This is a genomic window from Paraburkholderia ginsengisoli NBRC 100965, assembly GCF_000739735.1.
GTDB classification, from domain to species: domain Bacteria; phylum Pseudomonadota; class Gammaproteobacteria; order Burkholderiales; family Burkholderiaceae; genus Paraburkholderia; species Paraburkholderia ginsengisoli.
The window spans coordinates 93,181-114,225 of sequence record NZ_BBJF01000019.1 but is presented as its reverse complement, the minus strand read 5'-3'; the positions used below and the strand labels follow the sequence as shown (position 1 = coordinate 114,225).

The window sequence follows — 21,045 nt, the reverse complement described above, 5'->3', positions numbered from 1 at the left end:
GGGTGTACCTGGCTGTGCGGGCGCCGTACCTCAGTTCAATTGAGGAGAAGAGATCACGTCGACGGCTACCGATGGGAAAATCTCGCGCGTGCGCTCGCAGGCTTCGCGAGGAAATCACCTTGCGCTTCAACGGTGCATGCAGGGGGGAATCGCACGTTTGACAACGCGCGGGTCAATCCGGCGGGATTGCACCCGCCCCTACTCAGAATCGCTCAATGACATACTTGAACGGATAATCCGGCTCCTGATAGCCGTGAGCTTTCTGCCGCTTCGGCAGCGTCACCTTCTTGCGGGGCATCTGCTCGTACGGAATCCTGCTCAGCACATCGCTAATGATGTTCAACCGCACGCGCCGCTTGTCGTTCGAGTTCGCCACATACCACGACGCGATCTCCGTGTCCGACGCTTCGAACATCGCGTCGCGCGCACGCGAGTACTCATACCAGCGGCTATAGGATTTCAAATCCATATCCGTGAGCTTCCACACTTTGCGACCGTCGTGAATGCGCGCTTCGAGACGGCGCGTCTGTTCCTCGGGACTGACCTCCAGCCAGTATTTGAGGAGGATCACGCCGGACTCGACGATCGCCTGCTCGACGAGCGGTACGGCTGCGAGGAAACTCTGCGCTTCCTCATCGGTACAGAAGCCCATCACCCGTTCGACGCCCGCGCGGTTGTACCAGCTGCGGTCGAAGATCACGACTTCCCCGGCCGCTGGTAAATGCGGCAGATAGCGCTGCACGTACATCTGGCTTTTTTCGCGCTCGCTCGGTGCGGGCAGCGCGACGACGCGAAACACGCGCGGACTCACGCGCTCGGTGAGCGCCTTGATCGTGCCGCCTTTGCCCGCGCCATCGCGTCCTTCGAAAACGATGCAGACCTTGCTGCCCGTTTGCACCACCCATTCCTGAAGCTTGACCAGTTCGACGTGCAACTGGAACAACGCCTTCCGGTACTCCTTGTACGACAGTGATTTGTTTTCGACGGGTGGGTCGCCTGTCGCCTCGGTCTTCGCCATTACCATGTCTCCGCGCGTACGTGAACGGGATCGCTATCCAACGATCTTTTCGCAATGTAGGGCGCGGCACGCGCGAAGGCCATACGACCTTGGTCCAATACCGGCGGCGGTTGGTGGACCTTATGCTGTACGAGTCTGCCAGTGGATCGTCGATTCGGCGATCGTCGCCGGATCGACTGCAACGCACTGGCCCGATCGCGGCCATCGCCACGGACTCAGACGTCGGTCATCGCGGCGGGAGATCTCATGGACGTTACCGGTCTAACGGATCAGCAAGGCAACGACGCTCGCGAGCCGGTTCTCGATACCGTCGACCGGGTGTCGGAATTGTGCTTTGGTCTCTTCATGGCGCTCACGTTCGTCGGCGCGGTGTCGGCCGCGACCGCCGGCGAAGGCGCCGGGCGAAAAATGTTCTACACGGCGCTGGGTTGCAACCTCGCGTGGGGTCTCGCCGACGCGGTGATGTTTCTCGTCCGCACGTTGACCAATCGCGGTCGGCGGTTGACGCTCGCGTGGACTATCAAGCATCAGTCGGACGCGGCCGCCGGCGTTCGCGCGCTGCGCAAGGCATTGCCTCCCTGGATTACACCGCTGATCGCCGATACGGAGCTCGAGCTCATCCGTGCGCGCGTGGCCACGCTACCGGATTTGCCGCGACGCCCGGTCTTCGTGCGCGACGACGTGATCGGCGCGGTGGGCATCTTCGTGATCGTGGTGGCGTCGACGTTTCCGGTTGCATTGCCCTTCGTGCTGTTTAGCGACGTCCCCACGGCGTTGATCGTTTCGCGAGTGCTGACCATCGCCATGTTGTTCGGCAGTGGGATGGCGCTCGGTTATCACGCCGGGTTCAGCGGCTGGAAAGCGGGGCTGGCGATGGCCGCGCTGGGCGTCGCGCTGACCGTCGCGATCATTTCGCTCGGCGGATGATCCGCGGACGGCTGTCGCGCCTGGCGTCGTCGCTAGCTGTCTGTAAGACCAAGGTCCGATTTCCCAATTGCCTCGCCGTGACATCATGGAAGCGGAGATGTTGCCGCCGCCGTTGCCACCCGCCGAAGACTTTCCGGTTCGACAGGTCCGGCGGAATACGGCCATCCGTGCTGTGCGAAGCAGAAGCGGCGACGCGCTTCACGGCTCCGCGCATGAAGCGGGCGATGGACCGGCAACACGAGCAGCACTGCAACTTACTGCCGGATTGTGACAGAGCAAGGGACCGAAGCGGCCGGACCTCGGGGACTGGCGATTCGCACTGTAACCACAATGGAGGTCGATAATGAACAGACGGAACTTTGTGCAAACGATCGCGATTTCAGGTGTTACTGCGAGCGCGGCCCTGGCGGGTTGCACCATGACATCCGGCAGCGGCAAGAGTCCGGAAACCAACGCATCGAAGCGGCAGGAGATCGATGCGGCCGTGAACGGAACGTTGTCGCGATTGACGTCGACGGTAAAGGGTTCGAATGAACTCATGTCGAAGGCCCAAGGCGTGCTGGTTTTCCCGTCGGTGAAAAAAGCGGCCTTCATTGTCGGTGGCGAGTACGGCGAGGGGGCGTTGCGGGTCGGCGGCGCGACGGTCGGCTACTACAGTACGACCGCCGCTTCATTCGGATTTCAGGCCGGCGTCCAGTCGACCGCGATCATCTTCCTGTTCATGACGAAGGACGCGCTGGACAAGTTCCGTAACTCGTCGGGCTGGTCGGCCGGCGCGGACATGGGGGTGTCGGTCGCGAAAGTGGGCGCCAATGGCGCAATCGACACGACGTCGGCGACTTCGCAAGTCGTGGCACTCGTATTGACCAACGCGGGTTTGATGGCGGATTTGTCGCTCGCCGGCACGAAGGTGACGAGGCTCGACATATAACGCGCGAGACTGTGCCGCCATGCCGGATCGAGCGTGGTTGTCACCGACCGTGTAATCGTTTCGCTACTCTGCAATGGCGGATGGCGGGGAGCCCACTGCGAGGCTCCCGGCTATTCCGCCAGACCGACGCAAACGCGAGGCTCGGCAAGCCGCCCGTGTTCTTCTCGACGCGCGTGCCTGTTCGACGCCGCAAACAACGCACACTGCGATGAAGCCTCTCGCTCCGCTGCGCTGCGTCTCTCTGCAAAGCAGCTTCGCTGAATTTCGACGCCGACTTTTCCGTTAATAGGTATGACGGCGTCCCACTCCATTTGAAAACCTGGCGCCGAATTGGCGCGCGGCGTCGGCGACTTTTAGTGCCGGATCGAAGCGACCGCTTCAATATCAATTACACGGCGTTGAGAGTTGCTCGAAAGCGCCGCATGCGAGTTAATGGTCCCCCTATACATGTTGGATTGGGCCAAGGGGTTAACCACGAGCGTAGCTCAAGTCGTTCGAGATTTTTGACACGCTATTCCTCGCGAGGACGTATGTATGCACACACGGAAAACGTGATTGACGCCACTCGAATGCCGCCGCGAAATCGTTTCCTGAAAAAACATAAAGCATGCGGTACCCCTGAAAGGCGGACCAGGAGATGATTCCAGCGAGGAGTCGCCGAACGCTCTCCGGAAAAATACAAAGGACCGTGCGGTCGGTTTATCGAACCTCTCGAAAGGCGAATCGATAATTGACCAGCTATGGAATCAAATTGCCGATACTCCGGCAATGCTGATGTATGTCAGAAAATACCGGATACCTTAGCCTACAGTAACAGGCGAACCCGTAAAAGTTGCGCCTATTTATTCTGAAAACGACGCTTGATGATCCTATACTGTTTCCAGATTACCGACGTACGACGCAATCGGCCACGGAATAGGACCGGGTGGTGTAATCCGGCAGGCCCGATGTTGCGGGAGTGTTGACCTGATACATGCACTAAGCATTGGTGACGGAGATACCGATGATCAATCTGATTGTGCATGGAAAAGGCCTGATGCAAGGCGTGGCCGGATTGGCTATGGCCTGCTATGTGCAACAGCGCCGTCTGCCTCAGAGCCCGCAGCGGGACGCATCGCTCTTAAGCTCCAGCCCTCACTCGATTCGTGCTCCGGAACATCGGAGTCCGGCAGCGCCGGAGCCTGGGTCCGGCATGCGCGTCGCTGCCGCTGAAACCGCGCTTGTCCGTTCGACGCCGCGCTGGCGCAGATACGCAGGCGCATGCGTGGCATGGCTGCGCGCAAGCGCACGTCCGCGACGTGGGATGACGTTGGACGAGAAAATGTCGTTGAAGGACGCGCTGGAAATCTTGCCCGTCTGCACTCTCGCGGTCGATTCGCAGAACCGGATAGCTTTCGCGAACGCCAGCACCACGCAACTATTCGGCTACACCAGAAAAGAATTGATTGGCGCGTCGACCGAGCTGCTATTTCCGATCCGTGGCTTGCGCGATTTCCGTTCGCCGGCGGCCGTGAACGATGGCGTCGGAAACAGCATCGCCGAAGACGCACGCACGCAAATGCGCTTCGCGCGGCGCAGTGACGGTGAGGGTTTCCACGTGGAAACCGCGACGACCCAATATCGCGCGTCCAACGAGATCTTGCAGATCGTCACGGTATCGAGCCGCAATGCGTGTCGCGAAGTGGATCGGAACCACAAGGAACTCACGCATCTGGCGCGAGTGGCGTCGTTGGGGGAACTGGCGAGTTCGCTTGCACACGAACTGAACCAGCCGCTTACCGCGATTCTGAGCAACGCGCAGGCCGCGCAGAAATTCATCGATTCGAAGAACATCAACAGGGAGGAACTGCGCGAAGCGGTGGACGACATCATTCTGGATAACTGTCGCGCGAGCGAAGTGATCCGGAAGATCCGCACGATGGTGCGAAAAGGCGACGTGGAGCTGCAGCCGGTGAACGTGGGCGGCGTAGTCCGCGACATTGCTCTGCTCGTGCATGGCGATGCGACCGCGCGACGGGTCCGCACGCAATTCGACATTGCCGAGTCTCTGTCGATGGTATTCGGCGACAAGGTTCAACTGCAGCAGGTCGTACTCAATCTGCTGCTTAACGCCTTCGATGCGGTAAAGGAATGCGAGCCGAAGGATCGCGTGATCGAGACGACGGTACGGGAAGAACCGGCGGGCGGCGTACGGATCACGGTGAAAGACCGGGGTCCGGGGTTGAGCGCCGAGAAGATGAGCAAAATATTCAGGCCATTTTTCACCACCAAACCTCAGGGACTAGGACTGGGTCTGTCTATCAGCCGCACGATCGTGACGGCGCACGGAGGCCAGCTATGGGCGGAGAACAACGAGGACAAGGGAGCGTCATTTCACATAGCATTGCCACAGGGTGCGGACCTGCGACGAGACCACCACCGGCCGTCGTGAGTCCGGGCGCCGCCCGTGTCTTTATCGTCGACGACGATGAGCGGGTGCGATGCGCGCTCGCCCGGCTGCTACGCGCTTCGGGTTATCACGTCGAATCTTTCGAGAGTGCGGAAGCCTTTCTGGACGAGGCCGATCTGGTCAGTACACCTGCATGCGTCGTTCTCGATCTGCAGATGCCGGGCATGACCGGACTGGACGTGCAGCGCAATCTCAACCAGCGCGTCCCCATCGTTTTTCTGACCGGGCGTGGCGACGTCAGTTCGAGCGTCGAGGCCATGAAGGGCGGCGCGCTCGATTTTCTGCCCAAGCCAGTGTGCGAATCGTTGTTGCTCGCCGCGATAGATCGTGCGCTCGAACGCGCCTGCATCGAGTTTGCGAAAAGAAGCGAAACGGCGGAGCTGCAGGAGCGCGTCAATCATCTCACGCGCCGCGAGCGCGAAGTCATGGCGCTCGTTCTAACGGGGCGTCTGAACAAGCAGGTCGCGAGCGATCTTGGCGCGGCCGAAAAGACCATCAAGATTCATCGGGCGCGCGTGATGGAGAAGATGAAGGCGCGCTCGATCGTCGAACTCGTCCGGCTTGCGGAAAAAGTCGGACTCTACGCGGCCAACGACAAGTAGTCCCGCATGGTCCGAGCGGCGCGCCCCGAGCGTCGCCCGGACTCATTCGTTGCGACCGGCGCCGCTAGTGGACCAAAGTCCTATATCTCGTTCGCGTCTGTCCCGTTAGGCTGAAAGCTCCAATGGTCTACTCATGGAGCGACCGCGTGTTCGCGCCGTCATATGGTCAACCTCAACCCAATCGTTGCTGTGGTCGACGATGACGAATCGGTTTGCCGGGCCATCAAGCGTCTGCTGCGCGCCGCTGGAATCGACGCGGAGACGTTTTCAGGTGGCGACGAGTTTCTGAATGCGCTGTCGACAGATCCGTCATACCGGCCCGCGTGCGTCGTTCTGGACGTTCAGATGCCGGGCACCGGCGGACTGGAAGTTCAGCGTCGGCTCGTGCCGCTGGGTTTGCCGGTCGTCATGATCACCGCGCACGACGAGCCTTCCGTTCGCGTTGCCGCGCTTGCGTCGGGCGCAGTGGCGTATCTGCGCAAACCGTTCGATGCGGCCAGTCTGATCGAGGTGGTGCAGGCCGCGATAGGCGGCGCGCCGCGCGCCTGAAGCACGCGTACCCCACCGCGCGATATGGGACTAAGGTCCGATTGCCGCGCGGTATTGCAGCTACCAAACTGAGCTACGTCAGCGTGTCGATCGGACACTTCGAAGCGGATGCGCGGCTACCTGATCTGACGCGTGCGCCGGTTGTCCACGCACGCGCCGGTTCACTGCGCGCGCAGCGTTCAAAGAAAATGCGGGAGTACGCGATGAAATCCGGGTCCGTTTTACTCACGATTTTACTGAGCATTGTCGCACTGGATACGTCGGCCGCCGACTTCGACGGCAGCAAGCCGCTGCTGTGCGCGACGATCGACGCGCACGCATGCGATCCCGGACTCACCTGCACCCGCTCGTTGCCCGCGGATGTCGGCGCGCCCCGATTTCTCTCTCTCGACTTCAACAAGCAGGTCATCACCGGACCGACGCGCACGACGCCGATGCATATCGCCAGCAAGGACGCCAACGAAATCATCATGAACGGCGTCGAGATGGGGTACGGATGGACCCTCATCCTCGATTCGACGGACGGATCGATGACGTTGACGATCGGCAATTACTCGGAAGCGCTCGTGCTGTTCGGCAACTGTACGGTCTTGTGATGGAGCGGGTCTCGCAATGAAAACCCTCCCCATCCTCCCCACCGCGCCGTGTTCGTCATCGCGCGGGCCCGCCGACACGTCCGGCGGTTTGCGTCGCTCGGGGCGCGCGCTGCTGCTGCTGATCGCGGCGACGGCGCTGCTCGCCGGTTGCAAGAAGCAGCCCGCCGCGCCGGCGGCGAGCGCGCCGGAAGTGACCGTCACCACCGTCGTCCAGCAGGACACCCCGGTCGATTTCGAATTTACCGCTCAAACGCAGAGCTCTCGCGAGGTCGAGATTCGCGCGCGGGTGGACGGCTTTCTCGACAAACGCCTGTATGTCGAAGGGGCGGTGGTGAAGGCGGGACAGACGATGTTCCAGATGGACAGCAAGCCGTTTGAGGCCGCGCTGCAAACCGCCAAGGGACAGCTCGCGCAGCAGCAGGCGCGCTTGCAGGTTGCGCGGGCGAATCTCGCGCGCGTGGAGCCGCTCGCCGCTCAGAACGCGTTGAGCAAGAAAGATCTCGACGACGCGATCGGCAACGAGAAGCAGTCGGCCGCCGCTGTCATCGCCGCGCAAGGGGAAGTGCAGACCGCGCAACTGAATCTCGGCTACACGACGATCAAGTCTCCGCTCATGGGTCTATCGAGCTTCGCGCGTCAACAGGATGGCAGTTATGTGACGGCCACCGCGAACGGCCTGCTGACCTACGTCTATCAACTCGACCCGATGTGGGTGAACTTCAGCATCTCCGAGAACGAGATGCTGAAGTACCGGGACCAGATTGCAGCGGGTCAGTTGAAATTCCCGGCGCACAACGATTTCATCGTCAACCTGATTCTGGCCGATGGTTCGGTGTTCTCACAGTCGGGGCGCATCGACTTTGCGAATCCTGCGTTCAACACCGAGACGGGGACCTTCTTGGTGCGCGCCGTTTTCGCCAATCCGAAGGGGATGTTGCGCCCCGGCCAGTTCGTGAAGGCGCGTGTTTCCGGCGCGATCCGGCCCAGCTCGATTCTTGTGCCCCAGCGCGCCGTCCTGCAAGGCTCGAAGAGCCACTTCGTCTGGGTCGTCGACGATCAGTCGAAAGCACGGCAGCGCGTCATCGAAGTGGGCGATTGGCACGGCGAGGACTGGTTCGTGTCGGACGGTCTCAAGCCGGGCGAGCGCATCGTGGTGGACGGCGCGCTGCGGGTCTCGCCGGGGAGCTCGCTGAAGATCGTCAAAGGACCGGCTCCCGCATCCGGCGCGGCGGCGCCCGCGGCGGCAGCCGGATCTGAAAGCTCGACGCCCGCGCCCTCCACGCAAGCTCAGGGGGCGGCGCAGGGAACCCGCAACGGTGCGACCCAATGACAGGGCGGCCGATATGAGCATCTCGCACTACTGCATCGATCGTCCGATTTTCGCATCGGTCATTTCGATCGTCATTACGCTGGGCGGCGCGTTGGCCATGTTCTCGTTGCCGGTCGCGCAATACCCGGACATCACGCCGCCGCAGATCACCATCTCGGCCACCTATCCGGGCGCCAACGCCGAGGTCGTGGCGAACAACGTCGCCGCGCCGATCGAGCAGCAGGTCAACGGCGCGGACAACATGATCTATATGAACTCGTCGAGTTCATCCACCGGCAACCTGACCATCAATGCTTTCTTCGAGATCGGCACGAATCCGGAACTGGCTCAGGTCGACGTGCAGAACCGCGTGAATCTCGCGTTGCCGCAGCTTCCGCAATCGGTTCAGTCGCAAGGCATTCAGGTGCAGAAGAAGTCCTCCGCGTTCATGATGGTGATCGCGGTTTATTCGCCTACCGACCGCTACGATTCGGTCTACATCGCGAACTTCACGAACATCTACGTGCTGGACGCGATCAAGCGCGTGCCGGGCGCGAACCAGTCCAGCATTTTCGGCAATCCGGATTACGCGATGCGTATCTGGCTCAAGCCAGACCGGATGGCGCAACTCGGCGTGACCGCCGCCGACGTGCAGAAGGTGGTGGCGAACCAGAACCAGCAGTTCGCGGTGGGCAGCATCGGGCAATCGCCGACGGGCCAGTCGGTCGAGCAGTCGTTCGCCGTGACGACGACCGGCCGCCTGGCCGAGCCGTCGCAGTTCGAGAACATCATCGTGCGCGCGGCCAGCGGCGGCGCGGCGATCGTGCGCATCAGGGACATCGGGCGCGCCGAACTGGGGCAGAAGGACTACTCGATTCGCAGCCGGTTTCAGGGCAAACCCGCGACCGTGCTCGCCGTTTATCAGCAGCCGGGCGCCAATGCGCTCGAAGTCTCGAAGAAGGTTCGCGCGACGCTGGAGGAGCTGAACAAGTCTTTCCCCGAAGGGCTGAAGTATGAAATAGCGATGGATACGACCGAGTTCACCCGGGCTTCGATCTCCGACGTCATTCACACGTTCTTCGAAGCGCTGGTGCTCGTCGTCATTGTCGTGTTCGTGTTTCTGCAAAGCCTTCGCGCGACGCTGATTCCGGTCGTGGCGGTACCGGTTTCGATTGTCGGCACCTGCATGTTCATGCTGCTGCTGGGCTTCTCGATCAACATGCTGACCCTGTTCGGGATGGTGCTCGCGATCGGGATCGTCGTGGACGATGCGATCGTCGTGATCGAGAACGTCGAGCGAAACATGACGGTGTTCAAACTGAGTCCCAAAGACGCCGCTAAAAAGGCGATGGATGAGGTCGCGGGACCGGTCGTCGCGATCGTGCTGGTGTTGTGCGCGGTGTTCGTGCCGGTGGCCTTTCTCGGCGGCATCACGGGGCAGATGTACAAGCAGTTCGCCATTACGATCGCGATCTCGGTGGTGTTGTCCGGCATTGTCGCGCTGACCTTGTCGCCGGCGCTCGCCGCGTTGCTGCTGAAGAACACGCATCACGAGAAGAAGGGCTTTTTCCGCTGGTTCGACAACAAGTTCGCGCAGATGACCTCGGGCTACTCGCGCGCGGTCAGACTGCTGATCAAGCGCTTCATTTTTGCGCTGCTGTTTTTCGTGGGCATGATCGTCCTCTCGGTACTCATGGTGCGGTCGATTCCGTCGGCGTTCCTGCCGCCGGAAGATCAGGGCTATCTGCTCGGCGCGGTGATCATGCCCGACGCGGCGAGCCTCGATCGCACCGGCGAGGTCTCGCAGAAGGTGACCGACTACTTCATGAAACAGGAGGCGGTCGGCAGCATCACGGTGGTCGACGGTTTCAGCCTCCTCGACAGCCAGAACAAGAACAATTCGAGCACGTTCTTCGTCGGTCTGAAGAGTTTCGAAGACCGCTACACGTCCGCGAACATCAGGACGCAGAACGCCCGCACGGTGCTGCTCGACGCGTACCGTCACTTCGCTGATGTGAAGGAGGGCGTGGTGTTTCCGGTCAACCCGCCGTCGATTCCCGGTCTCGGCACGACCGGCGGCACGGAAGTGTGGATTCAGAGCAAGGGCGACGCGAGCATCGCGCAACTCGCGGAGGTCGCGCAGGAGTTCGTGCAGAAAGCGCGGCAGCGTCCGGAGCTGACCGGCGTGACGATGACGTTCAACGCGTCGTCGCGGCAATTGCTGGTGGAGGTGGACCGCGACAAGTCCGAGACGCTCGGCGTGCCGGTCGAAGACGCATATAGCTCGATGCAGACGATGTTCGGCTCGCTCTACGTGTCGCAGTTCAACCGTTCGAGCCGGCTGTGGCAGGTGATCCTGCAAGCGGAGCCGTCGTACCGGTTGAAGCCCGCCGACCTCGATCAGATCTTCGTGCGCAGCAAGACCGGCGCGATGCTGCCGATCACGTCGGTGGCGACCTACCGGTTCGTCGTCGGTCCCGATCTGGTCACGCGCTTCAATAATTTCCCGGCCATCAAGATTACGGCGAATGCCGCGCCCGGATTCAGTTCCGGCCAGGTGATCTCGACCCTGGAGGAACTGGCCGCGCAAATGCCGTCCGGCTATGACGTTGCGTGGAGCGGCGAGGCGTATGAGGAACGGCAATCGGGCGGCACGTCGGGACTCGTGTTCGTGTTCGGCCTCGTGATGGTGTTCCTGATCCTCGCCGCGCAGTACGAGAAATGGAGCCTGCCGGTCGGCGTGCTGATGGCGGTGCCGTTCGCACTCTTCGGTGCACTGCTCGCGATTCTGCTACGCGGCCTGAACAACGACGTGTACTTCCAGATCGGCCTGACCATGCTGGTCGCGCTCGCCGCCAAGAACGCGATCCTGATCTTCGAATTCGCGGTGCTGAACCGCGAGACCGGCGCGTCGGTGCTCGACTCGACGATGACGGCGGCCGAAGAGCGGCTGCGTCCGATCGTGATGACATCGCTCGCGTTCATTCTCGGCTGCGTGCCGCTCGCGATCGCGACCGGCGCGTCGGCCAACAGCCGCCATTCGATCGGTACGGGTGTGATCGGCGGCATGCTCGGCGCGACCGCTATCGCTGTGTTCTTCATTCCGATGTTCTATTACCTGCTCGAATCGATGTCGTCGCGCTCGCGCGGCGGCAAGCCGACACCGGACAAGGGCGCGGCCGCGGCAGGGCCGGATTCGACCGCGGCGGAGCCCGGCTTGCCGCCGCGCGCGCCATCGCAAGAGAGCAATTGACATGGACGGGACGGTACTGGCGCGTTTGCTCGCTTCCGCCGCGCTGCTCGCGCTGGGCGGCTGCCTGCTCGGGCCCGACTACGCGCGGCCCAAGGTCGACGTGCCGGCGACCTATCGCTTCACGCAGGGCGAGGCCGCCGAGATCGCCAACGTCGCATGGTGGGAGCAGTTTCAGGACCCCGTGCTCGACGAGCTGATTGCAAGCGCGCTGCAGGAGAACCGCGATGTAAAGATCGCGGCCGCGCGGGTCGACGAATTCCAGGCGCAGTTCGTGACGACGCGCTCCGCGCTCTTTCCGCAGATCGGCGCGGGCGCCGATGCGTCGCGCCAGCGTGCGTCGGCGGCGGCCGGAATACCGATACCGAACGGTATCAGCCCGATCTACAACCAGTTCGATGCGACGGTTTCGGTCGCGTGGGAAATCGATCTGTTCGGCAAGGTGCGCCGTCAGACCGAAGCGGCGCGCGCGAATCTGCTGGCGAGCGAAGAAGGCCGCCGCGCGACCATTCTGACGCTGGTCAGCAACGTCGCTTCCGCGTACATCAACTTGCGCAGTCTCGACCGGCAACTGGAGATCGCGAAGGAAACGGTGGAAAGCCGCGGTGACTCGGTGCGGGTCTTCACGCTGCGTTTCAAGGGCGGCGAAGTCTCGCAGATGGAACTGGCGCAAAGCCAGTCTGAATACGAGGCCGCGAAAGCGACCGTCCCGCAGATCGAATTGCAGATCGGCCAGCAGGAAAACGCGCTGTCCGTGCTGCTCGGCAAGAATCCCGGCGCGATTCTGCGCGGCCGCGAACTGTCGACGATGGGCACACCGCAGATTCCGAACGGACTGCCTTCGGACCTGCTCGAACGCCGTCCGGATCTGCTGCAGGCCGAGCAGACGCTGGTGTCGGAGAACGCGCTGATCGGCGCGGCCAAGGCGCTGTACTTTCCGTCGATCTCGCTGACAGGACTGTTCGGCACGGTCAGCTCGCAGTTCTCGAATCTGTTCACCGGGCCGGCGCGAGTGTGGTCGTTCGCGGGCAGCGTGACGCAGCCGATCTTCACGGCGGGCAATATCTCCGGCCAGGTGCGCCAGGCCGAGGCGCGTCAGCAGGAAGCGCTGTTCTCGTACGAGAAGTCGATTCAGGTGGCGTTCCAGGAAGTCGAGGACTCGCTTCTCGCCGTGCAGAAGACGCATGAGCAACTCGCCGTGGTGGGCAACCAGGTCGAGTCACTGCACACCTACGCGCATCTCGCGCGACTGCGTTACGAAGGCGGTTACACGAGCTACATCGAAGTGCTCGACGCCGAACGCAGCCTCTTCAACGCGCAACTGAGCTACACGCAGACACAAGGGGCCGAGCTGACGTCGTTCGTCACGCTCTACAAAGCGATGGGCGGCGGCTGGGTGCTCGCCGCGGAGAAGCTGTCGGTGCCGCAGCTGCCTGGATCGGCGACACCGGCGACACCGGCAGTACCCACAACACCCGCAGCACCCGTGACACCGACAGACACCGCTCCCGTCGCACACAACGCCGCTCCAATGGGCGAGCCGGTCGCATTGGAGGCGAGATGACACGCCGCGAACTCATCGCCTGCGAGGAGTGCGATCTGCTGCAGCTTGCCGCGCCTCTCGAACCCGGCAGCTCGCTGCGTTGCCGGCGCTGTCACGCGGAGTTGCGAAGAGGGCGCACCAACGGGCCCGAATATGCGCTCGCTTTCACGCTCGCGTCCGCAATGCTGCTCGTCATCTCGAACGTGTTTCCGATCGTCGGCTTATCGATCAACGGCAACCACGTGCAGACGACGCTGGCCGGCTCGGTCCGCATGCTGTACACGCACGGCACCTGGCCGCTCGCGGTGCTGGTGTTCCTGACGACGATCCTCATGCCGGTGCTGCAGACCGTGTCGATGCTGTGGCTGCTCGTGCCGCTGAAACTGGGACGCGTGCCGTGGCATGCGGTCGAGGGCTTCCGGCTGTTTCAACTGGCGCGGCCCTGGGGCATGACCGAGGTGCTGATCCTCGGCCTGCTGGTCGCGCTCGTGAAGCTCGCGCATATCGCCAAAGTCGTGCCGGGCACCGCATTGTGGTCGTTCATCGTGCTGATGCTGTTGCTCGCGGCAGCGTCGGCGGCATTCGATCCGCGCGAGATATGGTCGCGCATCTGCGCAATGAAAAATGCCGGCGGGGTGTGGCGCTCGCCGCCGCTGAAGCCGCGGCGCATGGCGGTGACGGCCTCCGATTACGGGCTCGTGCTCTGCGAAGAGTGCGGGCTGCTGGTGCGTGATCCGGCGCGCGATCCGGCACGCTTGGGCGTGCACGGTTGCCCGCGCTGCAAGGCCCACTTGCATATGCGCAAGCCCGCGAGTCTGTCGCGAACGTGGGCCTATCTGAGTGCCGCGATGGTGCTGTATATCCCCGCCAATGTACTGCCGGTGATGAACACGAGTTCGCTGTTCGGCGCGCAGAAAGACACGATCATGAGCGGCGTCGTCTATCTGTGGGTCTCCGGTTCATGGCCGCTCGCCGTGCTGGTGTTCATCGCGAGCATCGTGGTGCCGATGCTGAAGATCCTCGGCCTCGCGTATCTCGCGGTGTCGACCCAGCTTCGTTCGCAATGGCTTCCCGTGCAGCGCACGCGCATCTATCGCGCGATCGAACTGGTTGGGCGCTGGTCCATGCTCGACATCTATGTGATCACGATGCTGGTGGCGCTGGTGCAGTTCCAGGCCCTGGCGACGATCGAGGCCGGGCCGGCGTCGATCGCGTTCGGGGCGGTCGTCGTGTTGACGCTGCTGGCAGCGATGGCTTTCGATCCACGTCTCATCTGGGACGCAGCGGAGAGAGATCATGTCCGCGCCCAATGACGAGCCTGATGTTCCCGATCTGCCGCCGGCGGACACGATTCCGCGTTCGCGCTGGCGCATGCAGCTGGTGTGGCTCGTGCCGATCGTGGCGGTGCTGATCGGCGGATGGCTCGCGACCAAGGCGATCCTCGAACGCGGCGAGAAGATCACCATCAGCTTCAAGACCGGCGAAGGTCTCGAAGCGGGCAAGACGAAGCTCAAGTTCAAGGACGTCGACATTGGCGTGGTCGAGGCCGTGGCGCTGTCGCCGGATCACAGGAACGTGGTGGCGAAGGCGGAGGTCGCGCGCGACGTGGCGAATCTGCTCGTCGACAACACGCGGTTCTGGGTGGTTCGCCCGCGCATTTCGGGCGGCACGGTGTCGGGGCTCGGCACGCTGCTGTCCGGGTCGTATATCGACGTCGACGTCGGCAATGCGGCGAAAGCGCGCCGCAACTTCGTCGGGCTCGAAGAGCCGCCCGTGTTTGCGAGCGACGTGCCGGGACGCGAGTTCACGTTGAAGGGCTCGGGACTCGGCTCGCTGGACGTGGGGACGCCCGTCTACTTCCGCCGGCTGCGGGTCGGCCAGATCGCCTCCTACAAGCTGGACCCGGACGGCCGCGGCGTGACGCTGAAGGTGTTCGTCAATGCGCCCTACGACCGCTTCGTCAAAACCGATACGCGCTTCTGGCACGCGAGCGGAGTCGACATGGCGTTCGACAGCAACGGTCTGCGCGTCGAAACCCAGTCGATCGTGTCCATCATCATCGGCGGCGTGGCGTTCGAGTCGCCGCCGGATTCGGACGAAGTCGCCGACGCCGCGCCCAACACGCAGTTCGAACTGTATGCAACACGAACCGACGCGATGAAACAGCACGACCGGATCGCCGATAAGTACATCGTGAACTTCATGGAGTCGGTGCGCGGCTTGACGGTCGGCGCGCCGGTCGATTTCCGCGGCGTCGTGATCGGCGAGGTGACCGCCATCTATACACGCTTCGATCGCGCGAACAATCGCTTCAGCATTCCCGTCGAGATACAGCTCTATCCGGAGCGCTTCACGTCGCGCTACCAGCGGGGCCGCGCCGAGGGGCGCATAAGCGAGGACCCGCGCGGCATGGCGAACTATCTGGTCGACCATGGCTTCCGCTTCCAGCTGAGGAGCGGCAATATTCTGACCGGCCAGCTTTACATCGCGCTGGACTATTTCCCGGATGCGCCGAAGGCGTCGATCGACTGGAGCAAGACGCCGCCCGAATTGCCGCCGATACCGCGCACGCTGCAGTCGCTGCAGGACTCCGTCACACGTTTGCTGGCCAAGATCAACAATGTTCCATTCGAGGCAATCGGCAACGATGCGCGCACGACGCTGCGCACCACCAACTCGCTGATCGCGCAACTCAACAACGAGGTCGTGCCCAAGGCGCGCGACACGCTGACGTCCGCGCAAACCACGCTCGATTCCGCGAATAGCGCGCTGCAACCGGATTCGTCGCTGCAGCAATCCACGGAAGAAGCGATGCACGAGATGACCCGCACCGCCGCCACGCTTCGCACGCTGGCCGACTATCTGTCGCGGCATCCGGAAGCGCTCGTGCGCGGCAAGCCGGAGGACAAACGATGAGGCACGCGAGCGCCTGTCTGCTTCTTGCCCTTGCAGTCGCCGGACTCGGCGGCTGCAAGTCGCCCTCGGCCAGTTTCTACACGCTGAGTCCCGACCGTTCGCTCGCCAGTTCCGGCGCAACGCGGTCGATTGCGGTGGTAATCGGTCCCGTGACGATTCCGGACATCGTGGATCGGCCGCAAATCGTGACCCGCGTCGGCGACAACCAGGTCGAGGTCAATGAGTTCGCACGATGGGCGCAACCGTTGAGCGGCGACATTGGCCGCGTGATCGCCGCCGACCTGGCGGTGCTGCTGAACTCGCCGCAGATTTCGGTGTACGACCTGACGCACGATCCGCTGGGCGTCTGGCATGTGCGTATCGACGTGATGCGCTTCGAGTCGGCGCCGGGCCGCGACGTGACCGTCGACGTGCTGTGGGCCGTGCGGCCGCCCGGCAAAGCGCGCGCCGTCACCACCGGCCGCTCCGTTGCGCGCGAGGCGGTGTCCGGTCCGGGCTACGAGTCGCTCGTGGCCGCTCACGATCGCGCGCTGGCGTCGGTCAGCCGCGACATAGCGTCCGCGTTGCAGGCGAGTCCGGGTCAGTGACGCGGCGCGCGCCGCGATCGCGCTGCGCGCAGGGCAATAGTCGAGGAGCAATCATCATGGCTGAACTGATGCTGGGCAATGTGGAGGAGAGCGTCACCGATGAGGAAATCGGCGAGTTCCTGACACGCTATGGATTTCCGCCGTTCAGTTCGATCCAGCGGATTCCGGGCGCGGGCTCGCGGCCGGCGGCGCTGGTGGTGTTCGACGACGTGACGGCCGACGGGCTGCGAACGTTGCAGCCGCGCGTTCACAACCTGTTCTGGAAGGGCCGCACGATCACCGCGCTGCTGCTTCCCGAGCGTGACGAATCGTAGGCCGCGAGGAGTCGGGCATGGGTCTGCTGTCGTGGTGGTCGGGCAGGCGCCGCGCGGCGGACGCAGACGATCTTCGGCAGGCCGCGCAGATCGTCGAGCGCATTGTCCGGCTCAGTCCGCAACTGCGCCTTGCGTGCGATTACGAGGCGCGCCTCGGCCCCGTCGCGCGCGACGCGCTACGCTATCTGCGCGGCCTCGTCGGGCAGGTGCCGGCGGCGCGTGAAGCGAGCGCGGCGGCATGGGCGGCGGACCCCTACATTCATGCATTTTTTGCTACGCCTGAAGAGGTGAGCCCGGTGTTCAGTCACTCGGAGGCGGTACGCAGCTGCTTTTACGATCATCCCGAGGCGACCGAGGTTTTCGCGGTGCTCGGGATGGCGGTCGGCGAGCGCCGCACGTTGGGCGTCGCGTTGCACGGCACGACGACGCGCACCGACGTAGCACAAACGACGGTCAGCTTCAGCGACCACCAGGTGCGCGTGTGCGCCGTGTCGGAGGCGGCGCTGCGGGAGGAAATCATCGTACGGGCCGTCGATCAGCTTGCGCTCGAAGGACTCGCGGCGATCGAGGCGGACACGCAACGGCGCGAGTCGCTGGAACACGAGCGGGCGCTGCTGAAGACGCGCTTGAAGATCCTCGAACGGCAGGGCACGGGGGTACGGTCGCTGCTGGGAAGCGACGCGTCGAACAGCTTCGCGGAAGTGGCGCGTCTGCAGGCGCAGATCGACGAGAACGATCGGGCGCTGGCGAATCTGGGCCTGAAGACCGAGTCGCTGGAGCGCGCGCTGGAAGCGGTATGCGGCGTGCTCGCGTCGGCGGAGAAACATGTGTACGTGCAGGCGAGAAAGTTTTTGCTCGACCGGATGAATGTGGTCGTCAACGACGGCGACGCGCGCGCGGCGCAGGAAGTTGAAATCCGGATCGCCCATCTGCCGGCGACGCCGAATGCAATACGCGCCTTCTCGCTGGTGCGCTTCAAACGTGGCGATCTTCTGCCCGCGCGCGACATGTTGAAGGAAGCCGGACGCCTGCTGATTTGACCGCAACCGGTTCGCTCATGGTGGAGGCCGCGGCGTGAGTATCATCGGCGGTGAGAATGCGCTGGACACGACGTTCATACGGATCGGCCGGCCGTTTTTCGACCGCGACCACGGGCTGTGTTTTTCCGCGTATGCGGTGGGCTGGGGATACGGCGCATTTTCGCTGGAGGCCGCCATCGCACATGAAGTGCTGGGAAGCGTCGACCTGTCGCCGAGGCAGATCCTGCTGGCGTTTCTTATCGAACAGGCCAGCGTCCGCGCAGCCGTGCAGCGAGCCGCGCGGCCAGGCTGCGGCGAGCGCCGGCTCGCCGCGGGCGATTTTCACTGCCCCGCCCGCCATGGCTCATGACGTTGCGCTTTTTTCGCGGCGCACCGTTCGCGTCAATCGGTGCGGGGAGACACGATGTCGGGATTGGCTTGCGCCGCCGCCCTGTTCGGCTGATCGATCCACGCCAGCAGCAGATGGTAGGTGACGGCCAGAATCACCGGGCCGATGAACAGGCCGACCGCGCCGATCGCGATGAGGCCGCCCAGCACGCCCGTGAGAATGAGCACCAGCGGCAGCGCAACCGCGCGGCGGATCAGTATCGGCCGCAGGATGTTGTCGAGCGTCGAGACGCCGATGCTCCAGATCAGCAGCACGATCGCCGTCAACTGCGAGTCGTGCATGAATAGCCAGATCACACAGCCGAGCAGCGGCAGGAGCGGCCCCAGTTGTACGAGGCACATGACGAGCATCAGCGCGCTCAGCACGCCCGCGAACGGAATGCCCGCCAGCCACACGCCCAGCGCCCCGAGCGAAGCCTGTACCAGTGCCGTCACCACGACGCCGAGCGCGATCGCGCGGATCGACTGGCCCGTGAGATGCACGATGTTCGCGCCGTTGTCCGGCGCGACGCGCAAGGCCAACGCTATCACGAGCGCAACCGTGGCTTCGCCTTTGCCGTACAGCAGGCCGCACACGATCAGCATCAGGATCAGGTGCACGGCGAACGCGCCCACCAGGCCCATCTGAACCAGCAGCCATTTCGCGACCACGGCGGCATAGGGCTCCACCTTGGCGAGGATGCCGCCGGGTCCCGCATCGGAGAGGCGCTGCCACTCCTGCGTGATGCGTTCGGTCAACGGCACGCTGTCGAGCCAGCGAGGCGGCGAGGGAAGCGCATAGTCGGGCAGGCGTTCGACGAACTTCATGATCTCGGCCGAATGATCGGCCAGCGTCGACACCGCGCCGTAGGTCGGGATGCAGATCACCACGATTTCGAGCAGCAGCATCACGGCGACGGCGAGCCCGCGTCGTCCGCCGAGCCGCTGCTGGATCGCGAGCATCAGCGGCCACGTCGTGACGACGATCGTGCCGCCCCAGATCAACGCGGGCACGAACGGATGCACGATGTAGAGGCTGCCGCCGATGAGCAGGATCAGCGCGCCGACCGCGAGCACGATCCGCGCGAGATCGACAGCGGGCCGAGGGGGCGGGCGCGCCGGCGCGGGCCCGGATTCCGGCTCGGGCCCCGGCTTGGGGGCAGGTGGGGCGATGTCGTCCATCGTCTGTGCGGCTCCAGTGGAACGACGCAGTCATGCGCAATCACCGAAGCCATGCGAGCGAGCGGCGGCAAACCGGCGCTCGCGCCGATGACGACGATGATTGGCCGACCTTCTTCCTGTGCCGCGCGCGCGGCTATTTAGCCTGCGGTTCGACGGAAATTGCCACAGCCTCGGTATAGACCACTTCCATCTGATCGCCCTTCCTGATCAGCTTGAGCTGGCTGGGATCCTGCACGATCAGATCCACCGAATTACCCTGCGGACCCTTCAACGTCACCACGCCGCTCTGATGGTTGACGGCGGTGACATTGGCCATGATCGTCACTTCTCTGCTGGCGGTGCCGCCGGGTTTGGCGCCCATCGGCGCGCGCTCCAGAGTCTGATTTTCGTTGGCCGCAAGTGGCGCGCCGCCTTTCTTGAGCGTGACGGTCATCGCTTGCGAGTACTCCGCCGTGACGACGTCGCCGATCTTCAACTGATCGAAGTTGCGCGCTTCCTCGCCCACCACGACCTGCACGACCTTGCCTTTGGCGTCCTTGAGCCAGACGGTTCGCGTGCTGGGTTCGATACCCACGACAGTCGAAGTCGTCTTCACCGTGCCGGTCACGGAAACTTTGCCCGGCGCGCTCTGCACGCCCACTTTCGGTTCCGTCTGCGCGAGACCCGCAGTCGCGAACGACACGAGTGCCGCCGCGACGATGATCTTTCTGCTTCTCATGCTGTTCTCCTTGAACGCCTGCGCGCACGTTGTTTCACGGCCTCGCCGACGGTCCTTCATGATGGAAGCGCGTTGCCGCGCCTGTGCGCTGCGGGTCATTTGATCGAGTAGCCACGGCCTTCCATGCACGCGGCGTAGGCGCGGTTGAAGGTATCCATTGCACCCTGTGTCTGCGACTGTGACGATGCCGCGGCCGCGCGCCGGTTCTGGCGCGCGCGCGATCCGCCGACCATCGTGCCCGTCGCCGCGCCGATTGCCGCGCCTTTGCCCGCGTCGCCCGCTATCGCGCCGATGACCGCTCCGCCGGCCGCGCCGCGCGCGGCGCCCTGCACGCGCTCGCCACCGCCCACCGCGGGCCCGGAAGGCGGGGGCGGGGCGTTGGCCACCACGGTCGGGTCCACGCCGGTGTTGCTCTTGGCCCACGAATAACAGGCACCGTCGTCCTGCTGCTGCTTTTGCGGGCTTTGCCCCTTGGCGGGATAGGCGATGGGTTTGCCTTGCGCCATGCCATCGAGCGGCAGCGACCCAACTAAAGCGGCGAGAACGAAGTACTTGATCAATGTAGTCATGGCAACTCCTTGTGAGCTCACGCCCATGCAGATTGCCGGTCGTCTGTTCGCGCGAACGTGAAGCGATAACCGGCACCGGTCGTTGCGGTCCTGTCAGAGTCGGGCGCTGGGCGGTGTGCGTGCATCAATGGCAGTTTCGCTTTCATCATTGCGTCCCGGCATCACGTGCGCAATCGGAC

At 63.5% G+C, this 21,045-nt stretch carries 19 protein-coding genes; 15 read left to right on the top strand and 4 right to left on the bottom strand.

From position 1 onward, the window contains the following. Window positions 1–202: 202 nt before the first annotated feature. Complete coding sequence (gene ppk2 / locus BGI01S_RS23980) at window positions 203–1,018, bottom strand: polyphosphate kinase 2 (protein ID WP_042328573.1); 816 nt, start codon at window positions 1,016–1,018, stop codon at window positions 203–205. A gap of 246 nt (window positions 1,019–1,264) precedes the next feature. Here ppk2 and BGI01S_RS23975 point away from each other — a divergent pair, with 246 nt between their 5' ends. From BGI01S_RS23975 to BGI01S_RS23905, 15 genes are all read left to right on the top strand, one after another. Then, window positions 1,265–1,945, top strand: coding sequence for a membrane protein (locus tag BGI01S_RS23975; protein ID WP_042328571.1), 681 nt, complete (start codon window positions 1,265–1,267; stop codon window positions 1,943–1,945). Window positions 1,946–2,288: 343 nt separating this feature from the next. Continuing rightward, window positions 2,289–2,876 carry a BPSL1445 family SYLF domain-containing lipoprotein gene (locus BGI01S_RS23970; RefSeq protein WP_042328570.1) on the top strand — a complete coding sequence of 196 codons (588 nt, stop codon included), beginning with the start codon at window positions 2,289–2,291 and terminating at the stop codon, window positions 2,874–2,876. 1,321 nt (window positions 2,877–4,197) lie between these two features. Beyond that, window positions 4,198–5,307, top strand: a complete 1,110-nt coding sequence (locus BGI01S_RS23965; protein WP_232624438.1) for a PAS domain-containing sensor histidine kinase — start codon at window positions 4,198–4,200, stop codon at window positions 5,305–5,307. After that, window positions 5,304–5,927 carry a response regulator transcription factor gene (locus BGI01S_RS23960; RefSeq protein WP_042328569.1) on the top strand — a complete coding sequence of 208 codons (624 nt, stop codon included), beginning with the start codon at window positions 5,304–5,306 and terminating at the stop codon, window positions 5,925–5,927. Before BGI01S_RS23965 ends, BGI01S_RS23960 begins: the two co-directional genes overlap by 4 nt. Before the next feature lie 162 nt (window positions 5,928–6,089). Continuing rightward, window positions 6,090–6,476 carry a response regulator transcription factor gene (locus BGI01S_RS23955; protein WP_042328568.1) on the top strand — a complete coding sequence of 129 codons (387 nt, stop codon included), beginning with the start codon at window positions 6,090–6,092 and terminating at the stop codon, window positions 6,474–6,476. A gap of 203 nt (window positions 6,477–6,679) precedes the next feature. Further along, window positions 6,680–7,072, top strand: coding sequence for a hypothetical protein (locus tag BGI01S_RS23950; protein ID WP_042328635.1), 393 nt, complete (start codon window positions 6,680–6,682; stop codon window positions 7,070–7,072). A 16-nt stretch (window positions 7,073–7,088) separates the two neighbouring features. Continuing rightward, window positions 7,089–8,402, top strand: coding sequence for an efflux RND transporter periplasmic adaptor subunit (locus BGI01S_RS23945; protein WP_084585480.1), 1,314 nt, complete (start codon window positions 7,089–7,091; stop codon window positions 8,400–8,402). Window positions 8,403–8,415: 13 nt separating this feature from the next. Beyond that, window positions 8,416–11,634, top strand: coding sequence for an efflux RND transporter permease subunit (locus tag BGI01S_RS23940; protein WP_042328567.1), 3,219 nt, complete (start codon window positions 8,416–8,418; stop codon window positions 11,632–11,634). Between the two features lies 1 nt (window position 11,635). Next, the gene (locus tag BGI01S_RS23935; RefSeq protein WP_042328566.1) at window positions 11,636–13,195 is read left to right on the top strand and encodes an efflux transporter outer membrane subunit; all 1,560 of its coding nucleotides are present in this window, start codon (window positions 11,636–11,638) and stop codon (window positions 13,193–13,195) included. Beyond that, a complete protein-coding gene (locus BGI01S_RS23930) occupies window positions 13,192–14,487 on the top strand; it encodes a paraquat-inducible protein A (RefSeq protein WP_042328565.1) in 1,296 nt (431 codons plus the stop codon). The genes BGI01S_RS23935 and BGI01S_RS23930 overlap by 4 nt, the downstream gene beginning before the upstream one ends. After that, complete coding sequence (locus BGI01S_RS23925; RefSeq protein WP_042328564.1) at window positions 14,471–16,090, top strand: PqiB family protein; 1,620 nt, start codon at window positions 14,471–14,473, stop codon at window positions 16,088–16,090. Before BGI01S_RS23930 ends, BGI01S_RS23925 begins: the two co-directional genes overlap by 17 nt. Continuing rightward, entirely contained in the window at window positions 16,087–16,677 is a 591-nt protein-coding gene (locus BGI01S_RS23920) for a PqiC family protein (RefSeq protein WP_042328563.1), read from the top strand. Before BGI01S_RS23925 ends, BGI01S_RS23920 begins: the two co-directional genes overlap by 4 nt. 56 nt (window positions 16,678–16,733) lie before the next feature. Beyond that, entirely contained in the window at window positions 16,734–16,991 is a 258-nt protein-coding gene (locus tag BGI01S_RS23915; protein ID WP_042328562.1) for an RNA recognition motif domain-containing protein, read from the top strand. Window positions 16,992–17,008: 17 nt separating this feature from the next. Continuing rightward, window positions 17,009–18,031, top strand: coding sequence for a hypothetical protein (locus BGI01S_RS23910; protein ID WP_042328561.1), 1,023 nt, complete (start codon window positions 17,009–17,011; stop codon window positions 18,029–18,031). Window positions 18,032–18,065: 34 nt separating this feature from the next. Next, window positions 18,066–18,380, top strand: coding sequence for a hypothetical protein (locus BGI01S_RS23905; RefSeq protein ID WP_052400516.1), 315 nt, complete (start codon window positions 18,066–18,068; stop codon window positions 18,378–18,380). A 32-nt stretch (window positions 18,381–18,412) separates the two neighbouring features. On the opposite strand, the gene ydiK is transcribed toward BGI01S_RS23905, so the two are convergent. The 3 genes from ydiK to BGI01S_RS23890 all read right to left on the bottom strand — a co-directional run bounded on the left by ydiK (window position 18,413) and on the right by BGI01S_RS23890 (window position 20,866). Further along, window positions 18,413–19,579, bottom strand: a complete 1,167-nt coding sequence (ydiK, locus tag BGI01S_RS23900) for an AI-2E family transporter YdiK (RefSeq protein ID WP_084585479.1) — start codon at window positions 19,577–19,579, stop codon at window positions 18,413–18,415. A gap of 133 nt (window positions 19,580–19,712) precedes the next feature. Beyond that, window positions 19,713–20,297 (bottom strand): hypothetical protein, encoded by a 585-nt coding sequence (locus BGI01S_RS23895; protein WP_042328631.1) that lies wholly within the window; start codon window positions 20,295–20,297, stop codon window positions 19,713–19,715. Between the two features lie 95 nt (window positions 20,298–20,392). Then, on the bottom strand, window positions 20,393–20,866 hold the full coding sequence (locus BGI01S_RS23890) for a glycine zipper family protein (RefSeq protein WP_042328560.1): 474 nt from the start codon (window positions 20,864–20,866) through the stop codon (window positions 20,393–20,395). Window positions 20,867–21,045 lie beyond the last annotated feature (179 nt).

Coding starts and splice junctions, on each gene's coding strand:
- ppk2 (WP_042328573.1), bottom strand. CDS start 1,018: ATGGCGAAGACCGAGGCGACAGGCGACCCACCCGTCGAAAACAAATCA.
- BGI01S_RS23975 (WP_042328571.1), top strand. CDS start 1,265: ATGGACGTTACCGGTCTAACGGATCAGCAAGGCAACGACGCTCGCGAG.
- BGI01S_RS23970 (WP_042328570.1), top strand. CDS start 2,289: ATGAACAGACGGAACTTTGTGCAAACGATCGCGATTTCAGGTGTTACT.
- BGI01S_RS23965 (WP_232624438.1), top strand. CDS start 4,198: ATGTCGTTGAAGGACGCGCTGGAAATCTTGCCCGTCTGCACTCTCGCG.
- BGI01S_RS23955 (WP_042328568.1), top strand. CDS start 6,090: ATGGTCAACCTCAACCCAATCGTTGCTGTGGTCGACGATGACGAATCG.
- BGI01S_RS23950 (WP_042328635.1), top strand. CDS start 6,680: ATGAAATCCGGGTCCGTTTTACTCACGATTTTACTGAGCATTGTCGCA.
- BGI01S_RS23945 (WP_084585480.1), top strand. CDS start 7,089: ATGAAAACCCTCCCCATCCTCCCCACCGCGCCGTGTTCGTCATCGCGC.
- BGI01S_RS23940 (WP_042328567.1), top strand. CDS start 8,416: ATGAGCATCTCGCACTACTGCATCGATCGTCCGATTTTCGCATCGGTC.
- BGI01S_RS23935 (WP_042328566.1), top strand. CDS start 11,636: ATGGACGGGACGGTACTGGCGCGTTTGCTCGCTTCCGCCGCGCTGCTC.
- BGI01S_RS23930 (WP_042328565.1), top strand. CDS start 13,192: ATGACACGCCGCGAACTCATCGCCTGCGAGGAGTGCGATCTGCTGCAG.
- BGI01S_RS23925 (WP_042328564.1), top strand. CDS start 14,471: ATGTCCGCGCCCAATGACGAGCCTGATGTTCCCGATCTGCCGCCGGCG.
- BGI01S_RS23920 (WP_042328563.1), top strand. CDS start 16,087: ATGAGGCACGCGAGCGCCTGTCTGCTTCTTGCCCTTGCAGTCGCCGGA.
- BGI01S_RS23915 (WP_042328562.1), top strand. CDS start 16,734: ATGGCTGAACTGATGCTGGGCAATGTGGAGGAGAGCGTCACCGATGAG.
- BGI01S_RS23910 (WP_042328561.1), top strand. CDS start 17,009: ATGGGTCTGCTGTCGTGGTGGTCGGGCAGGCGCCGCGCGGCGGACGCA.
- ydiK (WP_084585479.1), bottom strand. CDS start 19,579: ATGGACGACATCGCCCCACCTGCCCCCAAGCCGGGGCCCGAGCCGGAA.
- BGI01S_RS23895 (WP_042328631.1), bottom strand. CDS start 20,297: ATGAGAAGCAGAAAGATCATCGTCGCGGCGGCACTCGTGTCGTTCGCG.
- BGI01S_RS23890 (WP_042328560.1), bottom strand. CDS start 20,866: ATGACTACATTGATCAAGTACTTCGTTCTCGCCGCTTTAGTTGGGTCG.